General features: G+C 71.4%; 16 protein-coding genes and 1 pseudogene. 8 read left to right on the plus strand and 9 right to left on the minus strand.

Annotation, left to right across the window (positions count from 1 at the left end; all coding sequences use genetic code 11):
• The 3 genes from ACFV9T_RS29095 to ACFV9T_RS29105 form a co-directional block, all read right to left on the minus strand.
• A partial coding sequence (locus ACFV9T_RS29095; protein WP_385445398.1) for an ABC transporter ATP-binding protein occupies nucleotides 1–728 on the minus strand: 728 nt, incomplete at its 3' end.
• A gap of 48 nt (nucleotides 729–776) precedes the next feature.
• A complete protein-coding gene (locus ACFV9T_RS29100; RefSeq protein WP_385445399.1) occupies nucleotides 777–1,229 on the minus strand; it encodes a hypothetical protein in 453 nt (150 codons plus the stop codon).
• Between the two features lie 207 nt (nucleotides 1,230–1,436).
• Complete coding sequence (locus ACFV9T_RS29105) at nucleotides 1,437–1,859, minus strand: MarR family winged helix-turn-helix transcriptional regulator (protein ID WP_385445400.1); 423 nt, start codon at nucleotides 1,857–1,859, stop codon at nucleotides 1,437–1,439.
• Between the two features lie 91 nt (nucleotides 1,860–1,950).
• Here ACFV9T_RS29105 and ACFV9T_RS29110 point away from each other — a divergent pair, with 91 nt between their 5' ends.
• A complete protein-coding gene (locus ACFV9T_RS29110; protein WP_385445401.1) occupies nucleotides 1,951–2,970 on the plus strand; it encodes an NADP-dependent oxidoreductase in 1,020 nt (339 codons plus the stop codon).
• Nucleotides 2,971–3,022: 52 nt separating this feature from the next.
• On the opposite strand, the gene ACFV9T_RS29115 is transcribed toward ACFV9T_RS29110, so the two are convergent.
• Complete coding sequence (locus ACFV9T_RS29115) at nucleotides 3,023–4,423, minus strand: glycoside hydrolase (protein ID WP_385445402.1); 1,401 nt, start codon at nucleotides 4,421–4,423, stop codon at nucleotides 3,023–3,025.
• A 128-nt stretch (nucleotides 4,424–4,551) separates the two neighbouring features.
• On the opposite strand from ACFV9T_RS29115, the gene ACFV9T_RS29120 reads away from it, so the two are divergent.
• The 3 genes from ACFV9T_RS29120 to ACFV9T_RS29130 all read left to right on the plus strand — a co-directional run bounded on the left by ACFV9T_RS29120 (nucleotide 4,552) and on the right by ACFV9T_RS29130 (nucleotide 9,525).
• Entirely contained in the window at nucleotides 4,552–5,523 is a 972-nt protein-coding gene (locus ACFV9T_RS29120) for an arabinan endo-1,5-alpha-L-arabinosidase (RefSeq protein ID WP_385445403.1), read from the plus strand.
• Between the two features lie 334 nt (nucleotides 5,524–5,857).
• Nucleotides 5,858–7,366 carry an alpha-N-arabinofuranosidase gene (locus ACFV9T_RS29125; protein ID WP_385445404.1) on the plus strand — a complete coding sequence of 503 codons (1,509 nt, stop codon included), beginning with the start codon at nucleotides 5,858–5,860 and terminating at the stop codon, nucleotides 7,364–7,366.
• 68 nt (nucleotides 7,367–7,434) lie between these two features.
• Entirely contained in the window at nucleotides 7,435–9,525 is a 2,091-nt protein-coding gene (locus ACFV9T_RS29130) for an FUSC family protein (protein ID WP_385445405.1), read from the plus strand.
• A gap of 65 nt (nucleotides 9,526–9,590) precedes the next feature.
• Here ACFV9T_RS29130 and ACFV9T_RS29135 read toward each other — a convergent pair whose 3' ends face one another.
• Together ACFV9T_RS29135 and ACFV9T_RS29140 are read right to left on the minus strand one after the other, a co-directional pair.
• Entirely contained in the window at nucleotides 9,591–10,364 is a 774-nt protein-coding gene (locus ACFV9T_RS29135; protein WP_385445406.1) for an intradiol ring-cleavage dioxygenase, read from the minus strand.
• Between the two features lie 218 nt (nucleotides 10,365–10,582).
• A pseudogene (locus ACFV9T_RS29140) lies at nucleotides 10,583–11,795 on the minus strand (RNA-guided endonuclease InsQ/TnpB family protein); the annotation flags it as partial.
• Between the two features lie 290 nt (nucleotides 11,796–12,085).
• On the opposite strand from ACFV9T_RS29140, the gene ACFV9T_RS29145 reads away from it, so the two are divergent.
• The 4 genes from ACFV9T_RS29145 (at nucleotide 12,086) to ACFV9T_RS29160 (ending at nucleotide 15,687) form a co-directional block, all read left to right on the plus strand.
• A complete protein-coding gene (locus ACFV9T_RS29145; protein ID WP_385445472.1) occupies nucleotides 12,086–13,042 on the plus strand; it encodes a polysaccharide lyase family 1 protein in 957 nt (318 codons plus the stop codon).
• A 66-nt stretch (nucleotides 13,043–13,108) separates the two neighbouring features.
• A complete protein-coding gene (locus tag ACFV9T_RS29150; RefSeq protein WP_385445473.1) occupies nucleotides 13,109–14,428 on the plus strand; it encodes a jacalin-like lectin in 1,320 nt (439 codons plus the stop codon).
• An 18-nt stretch (nucleotides 14,429–14,446) separates the two neighbouring features.
• Entirely contained in the window at nucleotides 14,447–15,223 is a 777-nt protein-coding gene (locus tag ACFV9T_RS29155) for an EI24 domain-containing protein (protein ID WP_385445407.1), read from the plus strand.
• The gene (locus tag ACFV9T_RS29160) at nucleotides 15,220–15,687 is read left to right on the plus strand and encodes an NUDIX hydrolase (RefSeq protein ID WP_385445408.1); all 468 of its coding nucleotides are present in this window, start codon (nucleotides 15,220–15,222) and stop codon (nucleotides 15,685–15,687) included. The genes ACFV9T_RS29155 and ACFV9T_RS29160 overlap by 4 nt, the downstream gene beginning before the upstream one ends.
• Nucleotides 15,688–15,700: 13 nt before the next feature.
• Here the strand turns inward: ACFV9T_RS29160 and ACFV9T_RS29165 are convergent, their stop codons facing one another.
• The 3 genes from ACFV9T_RS29165 to ACFV9T_RS29175 form a co-directional block, all read right to left on the minus strand.
• On the minus strand, nucleotides 15,701–17,155 hold the full coding sequence (locus ACFV9T_RS29165) for an FG-GAP-like repeat-containing protein (protein WP_385445409.1): 1,455 nt from the start codon (nucleotides 17,153–17,155) through the stop codon (nucleotides 15,701–15,703).
• A gap of 98 nt (nucleotides 17,156–17,253) precedes the next feature.
• Nucleotides 17,254–18,504 (minus strand): pyroglutamyl peptidase, encoded by a 1,251-nt coding sequence (locus tag ACFV9T_RS29170; protein ID WP_385445410.1) that lies wholly within the window; start codon nucleotides 18,502–18,504, stop codon nucleotides 17,254–17,256.
• Between the two features lie 88 nt (nucleotides 18,505–18,592).
• Nucleotides 18,593–19,783, minus strand: a complete 1,191-nt coding sequence (locus ACFV9T_RS29175) for an aldose epimerase family protein (RefSeq protein ID WP_385445411.1) — start codon at nucleotides 19,781–19,783, stop codon at nucleotides 18,593–18,595.
• Between the last annotated feature and the right edge of the window lie 8 nt (nucleotides 19,784–19,791).

Here is a 19,791-nt window from a genome sequence, read left to right on the forward strand (position 1 = left end):
GGGTCGGTGAAGCGGAGGCGGATGTGTCCGCCGGGGATGAGCCGCTTCAGTTCCTCGGCGGTGCCGTGGGCGGCGATCTTGCCGTTGTTGAGTACGGCGATGCGGTCGGCGAGTTGGTCGGCTTCTTCGAGGTATTGGGTGGTGAGGAAGACGGTGACGCCGCCGGTGACGAGTTCGCGGATGATCTGCCACATGTTGTGGCGGGAGCGGGGGTCGAGGCCGGTGGTGGGTTCGTCGAGGAAGATGATGCGTGGGTTGCCGACCAGGGTCATGGCGATGTCGAGGCGGCGTTTCATGCCGCCGGAGTAGGTGGCGGCGGGCTTGGATCCGGCCTCGACCAGGACGAAGCGTTCGAGGAGTTCGGCGGTGACCCGGCGTCCCTCGCGCTTGGAGAGGTGGTGGAGGTCGGCCATGAGGAGCATGTTCTCCTCGCCGGTGATCAGGCCGTCGACGGCGGAGAACTGTCCGGTGACGCCGATGGCTGCGCGGACCGCCTGCGGGTTCCTGGCCAGGTCGTGGCCGCCGACGCGCAGGTCTCCGGCGTCGGCGGTGACGAGGGTGGAGAGGATCTTGACGGCGGTGGTCTTGCCCGCGCCGTTCGGGCCGAGCAGGGAGAAGATCGTTCCCTCGGGGACGGCCAGGTCGATGCCGTCGAGGACCTTCTTCTCGCCGTAGGACTTGCGCAGCCCCCTGGCCGCGATGGCGAGGGCGTTCGATGTCGTCGTCATGCCGCACAGCTTGCGGCGAGGCGGGTTCAACGCGGTTTCAGCCCGCTTTCAACCCCCTGAAACCCACCCCGCCGCCCTGGCGCCGCGACGGGCCTCCGGGGGCGCAGCCCCCGGCCCGGGCCGGAGCCCTGGCGGGGCTTGGGGCGCGGAGCCTCCGGGGCGCACGATGCCCGGGGCGAGGCCGGGGCGGGTGGTGCCGGTCAGCCGGGGGTCGGTGCCGCACGCCCCACTGGCGCCGCCCCGTTTGTACGCCTCGCGCACGGCGGCCAGCGCGGCGGGCCGGGCCGGGGCGTTGAGCCGCCGCCGTGGGCCCGGGGCGGGGCCCTGATGGGGGCCGGAGCTTGCTCCGGTGCGCGTATAGGCGCTGCGGGGCGGAGCCCCCGGATGCGCGATGTCCGGGGCGGGGCCGGAGCCCGAGGCGCCGATGTGGGTGAGGCTGGTCAGCCAGGGGGTGGTGCTGAACGACCCGCTGGTGCCGTCCCGTTCGTACGCCTCGCGCACGGCGGGCCGGGCCAGGGCGTTGAGCCGCCGCCGTGGGTCCGGGGCGGGGCCCCGGTAGGGGCGGGGGCCTCCGCCGCGTGGCGGGGCCGGGGGCGGAGCGACCGGAACGGGGTCCGGGGCGGAGCCCTGGCGGGGGGCCGGGGGCTTGCCCCGGCGCGTGGCGGAGCCGCATATCGGTACTGCGGGAAGGGGCGGGGTGGGGAAGGGCTACACGCCCAGCATCCGTTGCAGCAGGTCCCGCAGCACCGTCCGTTCGTCCGCCGACAGCCCCGCCAGCGGCTCGCGGGCGAAGTCCAGGGAGCCGCGCAGGCGCGCGGCGGTCTCGCGGCCCGTCTCGGTCGCGGCGGCGAGCTTCACGCGGCGGTCGGCGGGGTCGAGGCGGCGCTCGGCGAGGCCACGGGACTCCAGCCGGTCCACGATCCCCGTGACGTTCGACGGCTCGCACTTGAGCTGCTGCGCTATCCGCCGCATCGGCGTCGGCCCCCGGGAGAGCAGGCCCAGGACACGGGCCTGGGCGCCGGTCAGGGCGTGCTTGGCGGCGGCTTCCTCGTACTCCTCGTGATAACGGGCCACGATGGTGCCGATCAGCTCGACGACCTCGAGGGTCAGCGGGTCGATGGTGGACGTCATGCCCATCAGGTTACCCGTTTACTTGACAACATGAAATATCGAGGCACATGATTGTTTCAGGTAGTGAAGTAATTAAGAGGAGGCACCCCCCATGTCGGCGATCCCCGCCACCGGCCGTGAATGGCACCTCGTCGCCCGCCCCCAGGGCTGGCCGAAGCCGGAGGACTTCGCGCTGCGCGAGGTCCCGGTGGCCGAGCCGGGTCCGGGCCAGGTGCTCGTCCGCAACCTGTACATGTCGGTGGACCCGTACATGCGCGGGCGGATGAACGACGTGAAGTCGTACGTGCCGCCGTTCCAGCTGGACCAGCCGATGGAGGGCGGCGCGGTCGGCACGGTGATCGCCTCGAACGCGGAGGGTGTCGCGGTCGGCGACCACGTCCTGCACTTCGCGGGCTGGCGCGAGTACGCCGTGGTGGACGGCAAGCGCGCGGTGAAGGTGGACCCGGAGATCGCCCCGCTCACCGCGTACCTCGGGGTGCTCGGGATGACGGGCCTCACCGCCTACTCGGGGCTGCTGGAGGTCGCGTCGTTCAAGGAGGGCGACGCGGTGTTCGTGTCCGGCGCGGCGGGCGCGGTCGGCAGTGAGGTCGGCCAGATCGCCAAGCTCAAGGGCGCCTCGCGGGTCATCGGCAGCGCGGGCTCGGACGAGAAGGTGCGGCTGCTGATCGAGGAGTACGGCTTCGACGCGGCGTTCAACTACAAGAACGGCCCGGTCGCCGAGCAGCTGAAGGAGGCCGCCCCCGACGGCATCGACGTCTACTTCGACAACGTCGGCGGCGACCACCTTGAGGCCGCCCTCAGCAGCCTCAAGGTGCACGGCCGCGTCACCATCTGCGGCATGATCGCGCAGTACAACACCACCGAGCCGCCCGCCGCCCCGCGCAACCTCGCGCTCATCATCGGCAAGCGGCTGCGCGTGCAGGGCATGCTGGTCAACGACCACAACCACCTCCAGACGCAGTTCTTCGAGGAGGTCGGCGCCTGGGTGCGGGACGGCAAGCTGCGGTACCGCGAGACCATCGTCAAGGGCGTGGAGAACGGGACGGACGCGTTCCTCGGCATGCTCCGTGGCGAGAACATCGGCAAGATGATCGTCGCCTTCGAGGACTGACACAGCTGAGACGGTGCCCCGGCCGACGCGCGACGCGGCCGGGGCGCCGCCCTTAGGGCAGGACCACCGTCGTCAGCGCGCGCGGCGGAAGCTTCACATCCACCGCACCACCCCGCACCACCGCCCGGCCGACCCGGCTCAGCGAGTGGGTCTCGTCGGTCCGGTACACGTCGCCGACACCACGGCCGCCGCTCACCGCGAAGTCCGTACGGACCGCCTCCCGGCCCGTGTTGAGGATCTCCAGCACCCGCCCCCCGTCTCGGTTCCGGAAGGCCGTCACCTTCACGCCGTCCGCCGAGGCCGCCCCGGCCGACGCCGCGACCCGTACCGCCCCCGGCCGTACGAAGCGGCTGTACGCGGCGAGCGCCCACAGCCGCTTCGAGACGTGGTAGTCCGCGCCGTCGAGCTGGATCAGGCCCCGCGTCGCCCCGATCGAGGCGCCGAACCAGTACACGTACGCGCTCGCCCCCGCGTCCGCGAGCGTCGTGTGGATCGCCTCGGCGACGGCCAGGCCGTCATAGCCGCTGCCGTCGTCCCACGCCTCGTTCCACGTCGTGCCGTTGGGGCTCCACTCGGACATCCAGGTGCGCCGGGCCGTCGGCAGCGGCTGGTCCGAGGGCGTGACGTACGGATGGCCGGTGTGCGTGCGCACGTGGCGCGCCGCCTCCGGGTCCGCCTCGATCGCCGCGCTGTACTCGGCCTGCTGCTTCCATCCGGCCGCGTCGCAGCACACCAGGTCGATCCCGGCGCGCCGGACCGCCGGGCCGACCGCCTTCACGGTCTCGGCCGCCTCCTTGGGCGTGAACTGCATGGAGGCGTACGAGGTGGCGAGATCCGGCTCGTTGGTGAAGCCGAGGTCGGTGATCCGGATGCCCTCCTGGCGGTAGAACTTCGCGTACTGCACGAGGTAGTTCGCGTAGGCGCGCCGCCATTCCGGCTTGAGGGTGCCGCCGTTGGCATCCGTCCCGTTGGTCTTCATGTAGCCGGGCGCGCTCCAGGCGTCGGCATAGAAGCGCTGCACGCCGTACCGTTTCGCCTCCTTGGCCAGCCACACCTGGCCGCCGTCCTCGCCGTCCCACTCGTAGCGCGGCGGAGCGTCCGGGCCGCCCGGGTCGGTGGGCTGGATGGACTTCATGTGGTCGTAGACCTCGTCCGACGACGAGCCGATGCCGAGCCGCAGGATGCTGAGCCCGGCGCCGGTGCGCCGGTTCAGCAGCAGATCCAGGACCTCCCGCTGGTGCTCGGGGGTGAGGCCGCGCGCGCCGCGCATCAGATCGGCGCGCTGGAATGCCTCCGAGAAGCCGAAGCCATCGATCGGCTGGAGAGGTCTTCCGAAATCCGCGCCGGGGGTGGAAGGTTGCTCAGCGGCGGAGGCGGCGGCGGACGGCATGGCCAGAGGGATCAGGGCGGCGGCGAGTGCGCCGACGAGAGCGGTACGGACCGTCTTGATCACGAAAACTTCCCTTCCCAGGCTCCGAAAACTTCCGGAACGTTTCCGTAACGTCGGCCGCACGCTAGAGGCGGCCCCCAACCCGGTCAAGAGACAGCGCACACCTCCACCTTCGAGAGGAGAACCGCCGGATGAGAACCCGTCACGGCACCAGATGGCTCGCCCTGCCCGCCGCGCTCCTGCTCGCGTTACTCCCGACCAGCGCCTCCGCCTACCCCAACCCGGGCCGGGTGACGGGCGACATCACCGTCCACGACCCGACGATGCTCCGCGCCACTGACGGCACGTATCTGCTCTACTCCACCCACGGCGGTCTGGAGACCCGCACCTCCACCGACCGGATCGCCTTCAGCCGCTCCGGGAACGCCTTCAACTCCCCGCCGTCCTGGTGGAAGACGTACTCCTCGGGCAACGACCCCTGGGCTCCGGACATCTCGTACCACGGTGGCAAGTACCTGATGTACTACGCCGTCTCGTCCTTCGGCTCCAGCAACTCCGCCATCGGCTTCGCCACCTCACCGAGCGGCAAGGCGGGCACCTGGACCGACTACGGCATCGTCCACTCCACCACCGGCAGCAGCAACTACAACGCCATCGACCCGAACCTCTTCGTCGACGGCGACGGGAAGTGGTGGCTGTCCTTCGGCTCGTGGTGGTCGGGGCTGAAGATGATCCGGCTCGACCCCGCCACCGGCAAGCAGTACGCGGGCGACAGGACCGTCTACGGCATCGCCTCCCGGCCCACCGGCACCAAGGCGGTCGAGGGGCCGTCCGTCGTCAAGCGCAACGGCTACTACTACCTGTTCGCGTCGTACGACACGTGCTGCGCGGGCACCAGCTCCACGTACAAGATCAAGGTCGGCCGCGCCACCCAGCCCACCGGGCCGTACTACGACAAGAACGGCGTCAGCATGATGAACAACGGCGGCTCACCGGTCCTGGAGTCCCACGGCCGCTACATCGGCCCCGGCGGCCAGTCGATCATGAGCGACACCGATGGTGACCTGCTCGTCTACCACTACTACGACGGCCAGGCGAGCGGCACCGCCAAGCTCGGCGTCAACCTGCTGAGCTGGAGCGGCGGCTGGCCGACCGCGTACTGAGGCGCGGCACGGGAGGCTTTCCCCACCCCGCCCCTTCCCGAACCCGGGGGGCACCCCCGGGCCCCCGTTTCCGGGCTGCGCCCCAGGCGGTCGAACGGCCGGGCGGGTCCGCGTGGCGGCAGGCACCGCATGGCGATGGGGCGCCCCGGTTCCGGGGCGTGCGCCTGCCGCCGCGTTGCGGTGCACCCGGCCTGCCGGCGCGGGGTGGGTGCCACCGTGGGTGTATGTGGCCCGGGGCGGAGCCGTTGACGCGCGCGCGGCCAGCTCTTACCGTCACGTTCGGATATGCGACCCCTATCCGGCATATCGAACGGAACAGCAGAGAGGCGCCGCCATGCCGTCGACCGCCCCCGCCCGGTTCACCCTCGACCCCGCCTTCGCCATCGGCGATGTCGACCCCCGTCTCTTCGGCTCGTTCGTCGAACACCTCGGCCGCTGCGTCTACACCGGCATCTACGAGCCCGGCCACCCGGCCGCCGACGAGGCCGGGCTGCGTACCGACGTCCTCGCCCTCATCCGTGAACTCGGGGTCACCGCGCTCCGCTACCCCGGCGGCAACTTCGTCTCCGGCTACAAGTGGGAGGACGGCACAGGGCCCGCCGAGGAGCGCCCCCGCCGCCTCGACCTCGCCTGGCGCTCGACCGAGACCAACCGCTTCGGGCTCTCCGAGTACATCGACTTCGTCCGCAAGGTCGGCGGCGAGCCCATGATGGCGCTCAACCTCGGCACGCGCGGTGTCGCCGAGGCCCTTGAGCTGCAGGAATACGCCAACCACCGGTCCGGCACCACGCTGTCCGACCGGCGCATCGGCCACGGCGACAAGGATCCGTACGCGATCCGGCTGTGGTGTCTGGGCAACGAGATGGACGGCCCCTGGCAGACCGGCCACAAGACCGCGGAGGAGTACGGACGGCTGGCCGCCGAGACCGCCCGTGCGATGCGCCAGATCGACCCGGACGTCGAACTCGTCGCGTGCGGCAGCTCCAACCAGGGCATGGCGACCTTCGCCGCCTGGGAGGCCACCGTCCTCCAGCACTCCTACGAACTGGTCGACTACATCTCCCTGCACGCCTACTACGAGGAGCGCGGCGGCGACCGCGACTCCTTCCTCGCCTCCGCCGTCGACATGGAGTCCTTCATCGAGAACGTGGTCGCCACCTGCGACCACGTGGGCGCCCGGCTCAAGTCGAAGAAGAAGATCAACCTCTCCTTCGACGAGTGGAACGTCTGGTACCAGGACCGCTTCCACGCCGCCGAGCCGCCCAACTGGGACGAGGCGCCACGGCTGCTGGAGGACAACTACTCCGTCACCGACGCCGTCGTCTTCGGCTCGCTGCTCATCGCGCTGCTGCGGCACGCCGACCGGGTGACGGTCGCCTGCCTCGCCCAGCTCGTCAATGTCATCGCCCCGATCATGACCGAACCGGGCGGCCCGGCCTGGCGCCAGACCACCTTCTTCCCCTTCGCCCAGGCCTCGGCGTACGGGCGCGGCCGGGTGCTCCAGGTCGCCGTCGACAGCCCCGCGCACGAGACGGCGAAGTACGGCGAGGTGCCGCTGCTGCACGCCACGGCCGTACGGAACGAGGAGACCGGCGCGGTCACCGTCTTCGCCGTCAACCGCGACCAGCACCGGCCGCTGCCGCTGGAGGTGGCGCTGCACGGTCTCGCGCTCGGTCGGGTCGTCGAGCACAGCGTCCTCGCCGACGCCGACCCGGAGGCCCGTAACACCCTCACCGACCCCGAGCGCGTCGCCCCGCATGCGGGCGAGGGCACGGTGCTGGCGGACGGTGTGCTGAGCGCCACGCTGGAGCCGATGTCGTGGAACGTGATCCGGTTGGGGTGAGCGGCGGGTTATTTGTATAGTGCACCTATATGGGTACGGTGCGCGAGATACAGGGATGGACGTCAGCGATGGGCCGCAGCTTCCGGGCGGCCCTCACCATGGAACGCGTTCTCTCTGAGCCCGGCGCGATCGTGCGGGCGGTCCTGGCGGTCGTCGCCGCGGCGGTGATCGGCGGGCTGACCGGCGATCCGCTGGCCTGGGTCATGCTGTCGGTGGGCGCCTTCATCTGCGGCATCGGCACCCTGCTGGCGCCGGTCCGGCACCGGGCGGTGAACGCGTTCTGGATGGGCGCGGGCTTCACGCTCGCCGCCCTCGCCGGTGTCTGGCTGCACCAGGCGGGCTGGTGGTTCCTGATCGCCCTCGCGGTGCTCGCGTATCTGGCCGGTCTGTGGCGGGCGCTGGGCGTGGCGCCCGGCATCCGCGCCTGCCTCGTCGTCATCGGCTGCATGATCACCGCCGATCTCGCCGCCACGGTGGAGGCGGGGCTGGTGATGGTGCGCTGGATGGCCGCGGGCGCGGCCCTCACCTTCGCCGCCCAGCTGCTGCCCCCGTACGGGCGGCGCCACCCCGCGCAGCGCAAGGCGCTGGCCACGCTCTACGGCTCGCTCGCGGCGCACGCGCGCGGCGAGTCGGCCGGTGGCTACCCCGCCCCGGCGCCGTTCACCGCCGCCCGCCGGGCCCTGGACCTGCTGCCGCGCTTCGCCCGCCCCGGCGCGGCGCCGCTGTACGGCCTGTTCGTCGAGGCCGAACGCATCCGGCGCGCCCTGCTGCTCGCGCCCGACACCCCGAAGGTGCCCCGCGAGGAGATCGCCGCAGCGCTCGACTCCGTGGCCCGCACCCTGCGCACCTCCCACCGGGACTCCCTCGCGCCGCACGCCGTACGGACCCTGGAGGCCTGGCACGGCGCGATGGCCGAGGAGCTGCTGCCGTCACTGAACGAGGCCGGGCGACTCGTCGCCCTGTGGGCCGACCGAGGGCACCCCGAAGGCCCGCACCCCGAAGGCCCGCACCCCGTGCTGGACCTGTTCCCCGCCGAGCACCCCACCCGGGCCGGGCTCCGGCGGTTGTGGGGTGCGGCGCGGCCCGGTGATCCGCTGTTCGCGCACGCCCTCCGCGTCGCCATCGGGACCACGGCGGGTGAGGCGGCGGGGCGCGCCCTCGGCGATTTCTGGGGCCACGGCCTGCCCGGACACGGCTTCTGGGCGGCGCTCACCACCATGCTGGTGCTGTTCCCCGACTACGGGCACACCTTCGCGCGCGGCTGGGCCCGCCCCATCGGCTCGATCCTCGGCGGCCTCGCCGCCTGGGCCGTCCTGCTGCCCGCCTGGTGGACGCCGGACCGGCTGGTCGTCGCCGCGGTAGTGCTCGCCGCGTGCGTCTTCCTCACTCTGCGCGTCGGCCAGTTGGCGCTGAACTTCTTCATCACCGCCTGGCTCGTCGTCCTCATCACCCGCCTGGGCAAGGCCTCCGACCTCATCGCCTGGGGCCGTCCGGCCGACACCCTCCTCGGTGCCCTGATCGGGCTCCTGGTCTTCACCGTCCTGCCCACGTACCACCACGACCGGCTGTCCGCCCTGGTCGCCGCGTGGGCGGACACCCAGCGGCGACTGCTGAACGCCCTGGTCGGCGGGCTGACAGAGCCCGGGGTGGTACGGCACGAGGAAATCGACGCCCTGCGCTCCCGCAGCCGTCACACCCGGGAGCGCCTGGCGGCCGCGGTCGCCGCCGTCCGTCACGAACCGCACGGCCACCGCGCCCGCTGGAGCGCCGCCGAGATCGAGTCCATTCAGCGCTCGATCGCGGACCTCAACCGGTGCGCCTCGCAGCTCTACGCCGCGCAGCCGCGCCGTACGGCCGACGCCGTACCGGAGGCCGCCGAGATCGCCGCCCTCTTCGACGACCAGCTGACGGCCCTCGCCGACGCCCTCGACCGAGGCGCCCCGATCCCGGCCGCCACCCTGCGGGCGTCCTTCGACGATTCGGCCCGGCGCGGTGGCCTCACCGACCTCGCCGACCACCGCTCCCCGGACGGCATCGCCCACGCCCGGGCCCGCGCACTGACCCTCTGTCTGCGCACGGCCCTGGCCGTCGACACCTTCACCACCGGGCTGTCGTCCTCCCCGGCCGCCGAGCGCTCGTCGTACGCCATGGCCCGCTAGCGGACGGAACGCGGCGGCGGAGCCGTCACGACCCGCGCGCGTGACGACTCCGCCGCCCCGCGCGGTCAGGCGTCCGCGTCGATGCCCAGGGTGAGGGTGCCGCGATATCCGGCCGAGGGGGTGCTGCCCAGCGCCGTCACGGCCATCAGCCCGGCGGCGGTGCCGCCGTTGCCGTAGATGCCGTCGGAGGACAGCGGGGTGCGGGGGACGGTGTTGGTCGAGTACGGGGCGAGCCTGGCGACCGCCTGGGTGATCGTCTCGCTGAAGAAGAGCTGACCGGTGTGGATCTCGTTGCCACCCGTGAACGAGCCGTCGGCGGTGAGCGTGACGCCCGTGTGCACCTTGATGTGGATGTGGATGCAGCGGCCGCGGTACCAGCCGGGGTAGATGCCCTTGATCTTCGCCACGCCGTCGGTGCCGGTGAGCACGCCGCCGCGCAGGAACTTCCCGTTGTCCGGCTCGTCGTGGCCGTTGTTGCCGACGAAGCCGGAGTACTCGCCGAGCGCGTCGCAGTACCAGATCTCCACGAGCGTCTTGTTGAGCGGTGCGCAGGTGTCCTTGTCGACGACAGGCAGGACCAGCTCCAGGGGTACGCCCTGCTTGTCCTCGCTGACGTCGGCCCGGACGAGGGCGTGGTCGAGGTAGTACGGGCCCTCGGTCAGCTGCTTGGTGAGCGTGCAGATCGCGTTCGCGGCCGGGGCCATGTCGGTGGCTCCGGTGGCGGATGCCTCCGGGCGCGTGGCGGCGGCACCGGCACCGATTCCGATGGCCGCGGCGGCAGCGCTTCCGGCGATGAGTACTCTGCGGCGCCCGAGAGGGGCGGGGGAGGTGTCTGTCATGAGCATGGAAGATATGGAGGGTTTCTATGGGACGCCTGTCAGTTCGGCAAAGTCGTCGCGCGTCAACTCTTCTTATCGCCAACTCCCTTATGGGTCAGCGGTGTTGACTCTTGAACAAGCGCTTACTAGCGTGCTTGGGCGGGGGTCCCCGCCCCGACCGAGAGGGCTCTTCTTGACTCCTCCCCCTCGTAAACGAGGGGGATTCCTAGCTCACGTCGCCTGGCCCCCGGCGGGGGCGCGGGTCTTACACGATCAGCACTAGCCGGGTACGAGACCAGCCCGGACCAGCATCACACGGGCTGAGTTCTTGTCTCTCGGAGAGACGGCTCCGCACGCAGTGCAGGCATACGTTCGTTCGGAAAGAGGCAGTGCGTGCTTGGCTCTCACTCCGCACTGTGCACAGTCCATAGTGGTGTGCGCGGGATGGACCAGATGCACAGCGCGGCCGTGCTTGCGGCCCATCTCGATCAAGGCCCGCTTGGTCGCGCCGATCGCGGCGTCTGCGGCTTTGCGGGCCATGGTCGTCTTGGCGAGGAACTTCGGGCGGAAGTCCTCCACCGCGATGGCGTCATGGTCGCGGACCACGGACTTGGCCCACTTGCGGCCGGTGTCCTGCCGCTGGTTCGCGATCTTCTTGTGCAGCTTCGCGGCCTGCCGCTTCGCCTCGCGGTAGCCGCCCGAGGCGGCCTGCCCCTTCTTCGGCTTCCTGCGGGCCATCATCCGCTGGTACTTGGCCAGCCGCTGAGCTGCGGCCTTCCCGTGCTGCGGGTGGGGAAGGTCGTGGACGTCGGATGTCGTGGTCGCAGTCTCCCTGACGCCCCAGTCGACGCCGATCACATGCCCGGTGGCAGGAAGCCGGTCGGTCACCGTGCCCACGACGAACGACGCCCACCAGCGCCCCACCGCATCGCGGTACACGCGTACCGACGAGGGAGGCTCGGGCAGCTCCCGAGACCACACTGGCCGCACAACGATTCCGGCCGCCAAGTGCAGACGACCGTCCTTAAGCCGGAAACCGCGCTTGGTGTACTCAAGAGTGGGAAGCGCCTCGCGCTTCTTCTTGTACTTCGGCATCCCGGCACGCTGCCGCATCGGCAACCTGGCCTTAATGTCCTTGAACGCCTTGGCACGGGACCTGCCGAAGTCGCGTATCAACTGCTGCTGAGGAACACAGGCGCCCTCCCGCAGCCACGGCGTCCGGGCGCGGGCCTGCGTCAGCATCGCCGCGAGCTGCACCGGCCCGCACGTCGTCTTCTCCCCGGTCGCCCGGTTGCGCTGGTGGACAGCCTTGGACTTGGCAACGCACTCATTCCAGACCCAGCGGCACCGGTCCCACTCGGCTTCGAGCGACCGCCGCGCCGTGGACGACAGGCGCAGACGGTAGGTGTACCGGGCATGGCCGGACGCCTCCGTGGTCGCTTCTGTCGTCATGTATCCGAACCTACCTGGGAGGACTGACAATTGAGTCCCACGACACCTTGCGGTGTCCCTCACCAGCGGTTTTGGTGTACGCCGACCCGCCTGGCAGGCGAACCGGCTTTCTCTGCCCCGCTCATGCGAGAGCTTCGTTTCCTCCCCCACCCAAAGGTGGGGGTATCCACGAAGGAGACCTGATGAACTCCGCAGGTGACCACTTCGCGACGGACACCGCCACCACCGGCGCCACCACCACCACCGCCACCGGCCACAGCAGGCGCAGGCTGACGGCCATCGCCGCGGGCGTGGCCGCCACTCTCGCGCTCGGGGGGCTGTCCGCGGTATCGGCGCAGGACGCGGACGCCGCCACGCCCTCCGCGCGCGAAGCCGCCGCCGAGACCACCCCCATCGGCTTCGGCGCGGCCACCACCGGCGGCGGCAACGCCACCGCCACCACCGTCACCACCCTGGCCGCCTTCAAGGCCGCCGTCGCCGGGGACGGCGCCAAGGTGGTCAAGGTGTCCGGTCTGCTCTCCCTCACCGGCCAGGTGGACATCGGCTCCAACACCACCGTGCTGGGCGTCGGTTCGGGCTCCGGATTCACCGGCGGGGGCCTGCGGCTGAAGGAGGCGACGAACGTCATCATCCGCAACCTCGCCATCAGCAAGCCGAGGAAGCCGTCCGACGGGGTGACGGTCCAGGAGTCCACCAGGGTGTGGATCGACCACAACACGTTCTCGGCCGACCGGGACCACGACAAGGACTATTACGACGGCCTGCTGGACATCAACCACGGCTCCGACGACATCACCGTGTCCTGGAACAAGTTCGCCGACCACTTCAAGGGCAGTCTGGTCGGGCACAGCGACAACAACGCCGCCGAGGACACCGGGCACCTCAAGGTGACGTACCACCACAACTGGTTCAGCAACGTCTACTCCCGCATCCCCAGCCTCCGCTTCGGCACCGGCCACTTCTACGACAACTACGTCCAGGGCGCGGACACCGCCGCCCACTCCCGCATGGGCGCGCAGCTGCTGGTGGAGAACAACGTGTTCCGCGACACCAAGATCGCCGTGACCACCAGCCGCAGCAGCGACGTGGACGGCTACGCGGTGCTGCGCGGAAACGACTTGGGCGGCGCGGCCACGGAGATCTCCCGGACCGGCACCTTCACCAAGCCGCCGTACGCGTACACGGCGGAGCCCGCGTCGTCGGTGGTCGCCTCGGTGACCGCGCAGGCGGGCACCGGCAAGCTCTGACGTTCGTAACTCCTTGATTCGTCACTCCCCGAGAGGACCCCCTTCGTGAGATTCATCGGACGCCGCATGGCCATCACGGCCGCGGCGGCCCTCGCCACCACCGCAGGCCTGCTCACCGCCACCCCCGCCACGGCGGACACCAAGGCCGCACCCGCCACCTCCGGCTCGTTCAACGTCCTCACCTACAACGTGGCCGGGCTCCCCGAGGGGCTGTCCTCCGGCCACCCCGAGAAGAACACCCCGCTGATCTCGCCCCGCCTCGGCGCCTACGACATCGTCAACGTCCAGGAGGACTTCAACTACCACGCCGCGCTCTACGCCGGTGACGACCACCCGTACCGCACCCCCACCAGCGGTGGCGCGGCCTTCGGCGACGGCCTCAACACCCTCTCCGACCTGCCGTACGACGACTTCGAGCGGGTCAAGTGGAGCAAGTGCAACGGCACCGACTGCCTCACCCCCAAGGGCTTCACGCTCGCCCGGGTGCGGCTCGCCGAGGGCGCGTACGTGGACCTCTACAACGTGCACACCAACGCGGGCACGACCGACGCCGACCTCGCCGCCCGCCGCGCCAACATCACCCAGCTCTCCGACTTCATCGCCGCCAACTCGGCCGGAAACGCGGTGCTCGTCATGGGCGACACCAACACCCGCTACACCCGCGCCGCCGACAACATCCGCGACCTCGCCACCCGCAACGGCCTCACCGACGCCTGGGTGAACCTCGTCCGTGGCGGCTCCGCCCCGCCCGCCGGGTCCGACGCGCTCGTGTGCGACCCCGAGAACGTCACCAACACCTGCGAGGTCGTCGACAAGGTCCTCTACCGCTCCGGCCCGCTCCTCTCCCTCACCGCCACCCGCTACAACAACGAGGACACCGACTTCCTCGACGCCGAGGGCAAGCCGCTGTCCGACCACTACCCGCACACCGTGGACTTCTCCTGGAAGGCGGCCGACGGGCTCCGCGCCGGGGACCAGTTCGGCGGACCGCACGGCACCGCCTTCAACGACGCCGACGACCTGCCTGCCACCCCCGCGCCCCGCACCCTCACCCTGCGCGGCGGCTCCCGCCTCGACGGGGTGTCCCTGACCCTCGGCGGCGGCACCACCCTCACCCACGGCGGCAGCGGCGGCACCCCGGCCACCCTCACCCTCGGCCCCGCCGAACACCTCACCTCCGTCACCCTCACCCGAGGCAAGAAGGACAACCGCACCCGCCTCTTCTCGGCGGCCTTCACCACCGACACCGGCCGCACCGTAAAGGCCGGAACACCCACCTCCGACACCGCCACCTACACCGCCCCCGCCGGGTGGCAGATCGTCGGCTTCACCGGCCGCGCCGGTGACGAGATCGACAAGCTGGGCGTCATCTACGCGCCGCGCTAGCCAAGTAGGCTTCCGCCCATGCGTGATCTTGGAGTGGGCATCGGCTATCTGGTGAAGGGCCAACGCTGGGTGGCCCAGCACGGGAGGTGGTGGGGGATCGGGATGATCCCGGCCCTCATCACCCTCGTCGGCTACGCGGCGGCGCTCGTCGTGCTCTTCTTCTGGACCGACGACGTCATCTCCTGGGCGACCCCCTTCGCCGACGACTGGGCCTCCCCGTGGCTCGCCGCCTTCCGCGGCGCCCTCTCCCTCCTCTTCGCCGCCGCCTGCCTCTTTCTCGCGGTGATCACGTTCACCGCGGTCACGCTCCTGGTCGGCCAGCCCTTCTACGAATCCCTCTCCGAGGCGGTCGACCGCTCCGAGGGCGGCGCCGTCCCCGAATCCGGCCTGTCCACCTGGCAGGAGGTGTGGATCGGCATCCGCGAGGCCATCGTCCTGCTCATCCGCGTCACCCTGTGGAGCGTGCTCTTCTTCGCCCTCGGCTTCATCCCGGTCGTCGGCCAGACCGTGATCCCGGCCCTCGCCCTCTGCGTGACCGGCTTCTTCCTCGCCGAGGAACTGACCTCGGTCGCCCTCCTGCGCCGCGGCGTCCTCCTCAGCGAACGCCGCCGCCTGCTGCGCGGCCGTCGCCTCCTCACCGTGGGCTTCGGCCTCCCCCTGGCCCTGCTCTTCCTGCTCCCCCTGGTAGCGGTCTTCCTCATGCCGGGCGCGGTAGCGGGCGCGACCCTCCTCGTCCGAGACCTGACAGGCGAAGCCACCACCCCCACCCAGGGCGACACCGCCGCCACCACATGACGGACCGCCCCGCCCGCGACGCCTCCGTAGTGGTGGCCCGCGACCCGAACGGACACGTGGCCCTGCTGAGCGCCCACTTCCCCCGCCACGGCGGGGAGTACCTGTTCCTGCCGGGCGGGCGGCGCGAGCCGGGGGAGACGGCGGAGGAGTGTGCGCGGCGGGAGTTGCGGGAGGAGGCGGGGGTCGTCGCCGAGGCGTGGCGGGCGCTGGGGTCGTACGCCATCACCCTCGGCTCGACCGCCCGCGTGCACCTCTACGAGGCGCGGCACCTCACCTGCGGCCCGCAGGAACTGAGCCCCACCGAACAGGACTTCACGCTGTCCTGGTGGCCGATGGCCGACGCCATCGACGCGGCCACGCAGGGCCGCTTCCTCCTGCCCGCCGGACCCCTGGCCCTGCTGCTTGCCGACAGGGCAGATCCCCACGGCGGCGGCCCGGCCCGGTCGGGCCGGGCCGCCGTCTGACGGAGATGTCGTGCTACTTCGTCGCCGGGCCGGACAGTTCCGTGCCGAAGGCGGCATCGGCCGCCGGGGCGCCGAGGTCGGCCGGGCCGATGAGGGCGGAGCCCTCGGCGGTGAGTCCGTCGGTACCCGCGTACAGGAGGGCCGTCGCGCCCGCGCCGTCGGTGCGGTTGGGGACGCCGATGGCCAGGTCGGGCTTGCCGTCACCGTTGTAGTCGGCCGGTGAGACGGCGTCGCCGAACTTGTCGTTGCCCGTCATCTCGCCGGGGACGCCCTCGGTGTCGAGGGAGAAGGTCTGCGCACCCGCGTCGGTCAGCCAGTCCTTGGTCCCCTTGAGGACGGTGATGGCGCCGGCGTCGTTGTAGCCGCCGGGGGCCTCGGCGGAGGTGTCGCCGACCACGAGGTCGTCGTGGCCGTCGCCGTTGATGTCGGCGAGCCGGGAGGCGGAGCCGTTCTGCGGCTTGCCCTTCCAGATCACCGGGTTGGCGGTGTCGAGCCCCGCGGCGGTGCCCGGGAACGTGCGCAGGCGCGCGTCGTCCGGACCGTCCTCGAAGCCGGTGTCCGTGACGACGTCGTCCTTGCCGTCGCCGTTGATGTCACCCACCACGGCCTGGTACGAGGCGAACGGCAGCGCGACGTCCTCGCCCAGCGGGGTGCTCTTCAGACCGCCGGACGAGCCGGGCAGCACGCCGAGCGTGCCCTCGTCGGCGGGGTCGTCCTGGTAGGCGACGGTCACCAGGTCGGCGAAGCCGTCCCCGTTGATGTCGCCGGAGGACAGGTGCTCGATGCCCGCTCCGCCGCCGGGCGGGGTGACGGCGGTCATCGTCGGGGCCGCCGTCTCGCGCAGGTTCGCCGCGCCGCCCACGAGCTGGACCTTGGTGCCGTCGGAGATGGCGATGTCGTCGCGGCCGTCGTGGTTGTAGTCGCCCACGGCCATCGTGTCGCCGAACATCGCGTAGGCGGTGGCCTTGGGGGCGTGGAAGGCGATGGCGTCGCCGGAGAGGCCGCCCTTGGCGCCGAAGACGACCGTGACGGAACCGGCCCGCTTGGCGGTGCCGATGGCCTCGCTGTTCGCGGCGACGATCAGGTCGGTGTAGCCGTCCCCGTCCACATCGCCGCGCACGACGGCCGAGCCGAAGTGGTCCCCGGCCTCGGGGGTGCCGGGAACGCCCGGGCTCGCCTGCGACAGCGTGCTGTGCCGTCCGGCGTCGACGCCGGACTGGGCGCCGTAGGTCACGCCCACGTAGCCCGCCTTGGACTTCCCGGAGACGGTCCCGTCGGGCGCGCCCACCCCGAGGTCGGCGTAGCCGTCGTGGTCGATGTCGCCCGGTGTGGTCTTGCCCGCCGCGGCAGGCTGGTTCCGGTCGGTCCCGTCGCCGTCCGATACGACGGCATGGGCCCCGGCGGCCACGGCGGCGGTCATGGCGGCGCCGACCGCTACACCCACCACACCTCTGGTCCTATTGCGCATAAAACCTCCATTGGGTACCGCGTCGTTCACCCTGCGGGGAGGTAGAGGGGTCGGAAAGCGGAACGGTTGCAGAACCCACGGAAAACCTGGGGGGTTCATCAGTCATTGGCGCCTCCCGTCGTGGCCGCCACCGTGAGCACCGCGCGGACCTGCGCGGTGATGGCCCGGCGGTCGCGTACGAAGTCGGGGTCGGTGATCTGGCCCGTCGCCGGGTCGGTGTTTCCGGGGCCGAACTGGAGGACCGGGGTGTGGAGATGGCCGCCCGGGACCTTCAGACCGACGGCGTCGCGCAGCAGGGTGGCGCGGTAGGCGATCTCGTTGGAGAGGTAGTCGCCGCCACCGCCCGCGCGGGCCGTGGAGCCGGGCGTCGGACCGCCCGGGCGGACCACCGGGGCCGTGGCGCCCGCCGGGATCTCGGTGACGGTGGTGTTGTCGTACACGGGCACGGGCCCGGTGTCCGCCGCGACGATCGCGGCGTACGGGAGGGTGGTCGTCGTCCACTGCGGCTGTGGGGTGCCGGGCGGGAGGGGGACGGTCTCGGTGCGGGAGACGTTGGCGTTGTCGGGGTAGCCCCCGCGCCACGCGCCATTGGTGCGCTCGACGTCGAAGCGTCCCACCCGGCCCTGGCTCACGGTCATGAAGGCGTCGACCCGGCGCGGGCCGGGGCGGAACACCGGCAGCAGGGTCCGTTCGACCGTGCCGTCCGCGAAGTCCGCCCAGCGGACGGGGAAGACGGCGGTCTCGACGCGCGCCGGGCCCTCGGGCGTACGCAGCGTCACCCCGTCCAGCGCGAGCGCCGCCGCGCCGGACGGGTTGGAACGTCGTACGTCGGCGTCCAGCTGGAACGGGTCGAAGCCGGTGACCACGACGCGCTTGATGTGCTTGCCGGGCGGGAGGTCGAGGGAGTTCTCGCCACGGGAGCCGCGTTCCAAAGCGTTCAGCAGCTTGGCGCGGTGGGCTTCGCGCAGGGGGAAACGCGGCTGCCACTCGCCGAGCGCGCGCGTCATCCCCAGCCGCGCCCAGTACAGCGGCCGGTCGTCGTCCCGGCTGAGGTCACCGCCCGCCGGGCCCCGGCCCTGCGCACGGGCCACCGCCCGGTCCCACAGCCGCCCGCCGTCCCGCCGTACGACGCGCTCGGCGTCGGCCACGGACCGTACGCGCGCCAGATCCCGTGCGAAGCCCGGCGCCACGCCGTCGAAGCCGCTGCGCCGCAGGATCTCCTGGGGAGCGGCCTTGTCGAGCCGCTGCTCCTCCACGGTCACCGTGCGTTCCTGGGCGGCGGCCGCCGGGGTGGTGAGGGTGGCCAAGGGGAGGGCGGCGAGGGCGAGGAGCGTGCGGAGCGGTCTCATACGGGTTCCTCTCGGGAGGGGCGGGAAACGACGAACCTCCCGCCCGCGCGAACGCGGAGCGGGAGGGAGGGAAGCGGAGCGCAGGGGCTCAGCGGGTCGAGAAGGAGTGCACCGTCGTGGAGCGGTAGGTGGCGCCGGGGCGGAGCACCGTGGAGGGGAAGGCGGGCTGGTTGGGGGAGTCCGGGAAGTGCTGGGTCTCCAGGCAGAAGCCGTCGCCCTGGCGGTAGACCTGGCCGGATGTACCGGCGAAGGTGCCGGTCAGGAAGTTGCCGCTGTAGAGCTGGACACCCGGCTCGGTCGTGGCGATCTTCATCACCCGGCCCGACTCCGGCTCGGTCACCGTCACGATGTGCTCGGGACGGCGGGTGAGCCCCTTGTCGAGCGCGAAGTTGTGGTCGAGGCCCTGGCCGTAGAGCACCTGCTGATGCGCGTCCCGGATGTCCCGGCCGATCTCCTTGGCGCGGCGGAAGTCGAACGGGGTCCCGGCGACCTTGGCCAGTTCGCCGGTCGGGATGAGGGTCTTGTCGACCGGGGTGTAGCGGGAGGCCGCGATCTGGAGGCGGTGGTCGTAGATGGACCCCGAGCCCTCCCCGGCCAGGTTGTAGTAGGTGTGGTTGGTGAGGTTGACGACGGTGGCCTTGTCGGTGGTGGCCTCGTAGTCGATGCGGAAGTCGCCCGCCGGGGTCAGGGTGTAGTCGACGCGCACGGTGAGCTGGCCCGGGTAGCCCATCTCGCCGTCGGGGCTGACCCGGCGCAGGGTGAGGCCGACGTCGGCGCCCTTGCGGAACGGCTCGACGGACCAGACGCGCTTGTCGAAGCCCTTGTCACCGCCGTGGAGGCTGTTGGGGCCGTCGTTGACGGGCAGCTGGTACGCCTTCCCGTCGAGGGAGAACGCACCGCGGGCGATGCGGTTGCCGTAGCGGCCGATGAGGGCGCCGAAGTACGGGCTGCTGGCCACGTACGCGTCCAGGTCGGTGAAGCCGAGCGAGACGTTGGCCCGGCGGCCGTGCCGGTCGGGGATCTCCAGGGACTGGACGACACCGCCGTACGACAGCACGGAGAGCCGGGTGCGGCCGTTCTCGATGGTCCAGCGGTCGACCTTCGTGCCGTCGGCCAGCGTGCCGAAGTGTTCCTTCACCGCGCGTTCCCTTCCGGATGTGCCGGATGCGCCACCGGGGCTCGCGTACGCGGGGCCCGCGGCCGCCACTCCGGCGGCGGCCGCCGCGGCCGTGATCACCGTGCGTCTGCTCGTGCTGCTCGTGCTCTTTTGGTGCGTCATGTGCGGCT

Origin of the sequence: Streptomyces sp. NPDC059850, assembly GCF_042731515.1 — a bacterium.
In the GTDB taxonomy this organism is placed as follows: domain Bacteria; phylum Actinomycetota; class Actinomycetes; order Streptomycetales; family Streptomycetaceae; genus Streptomyces.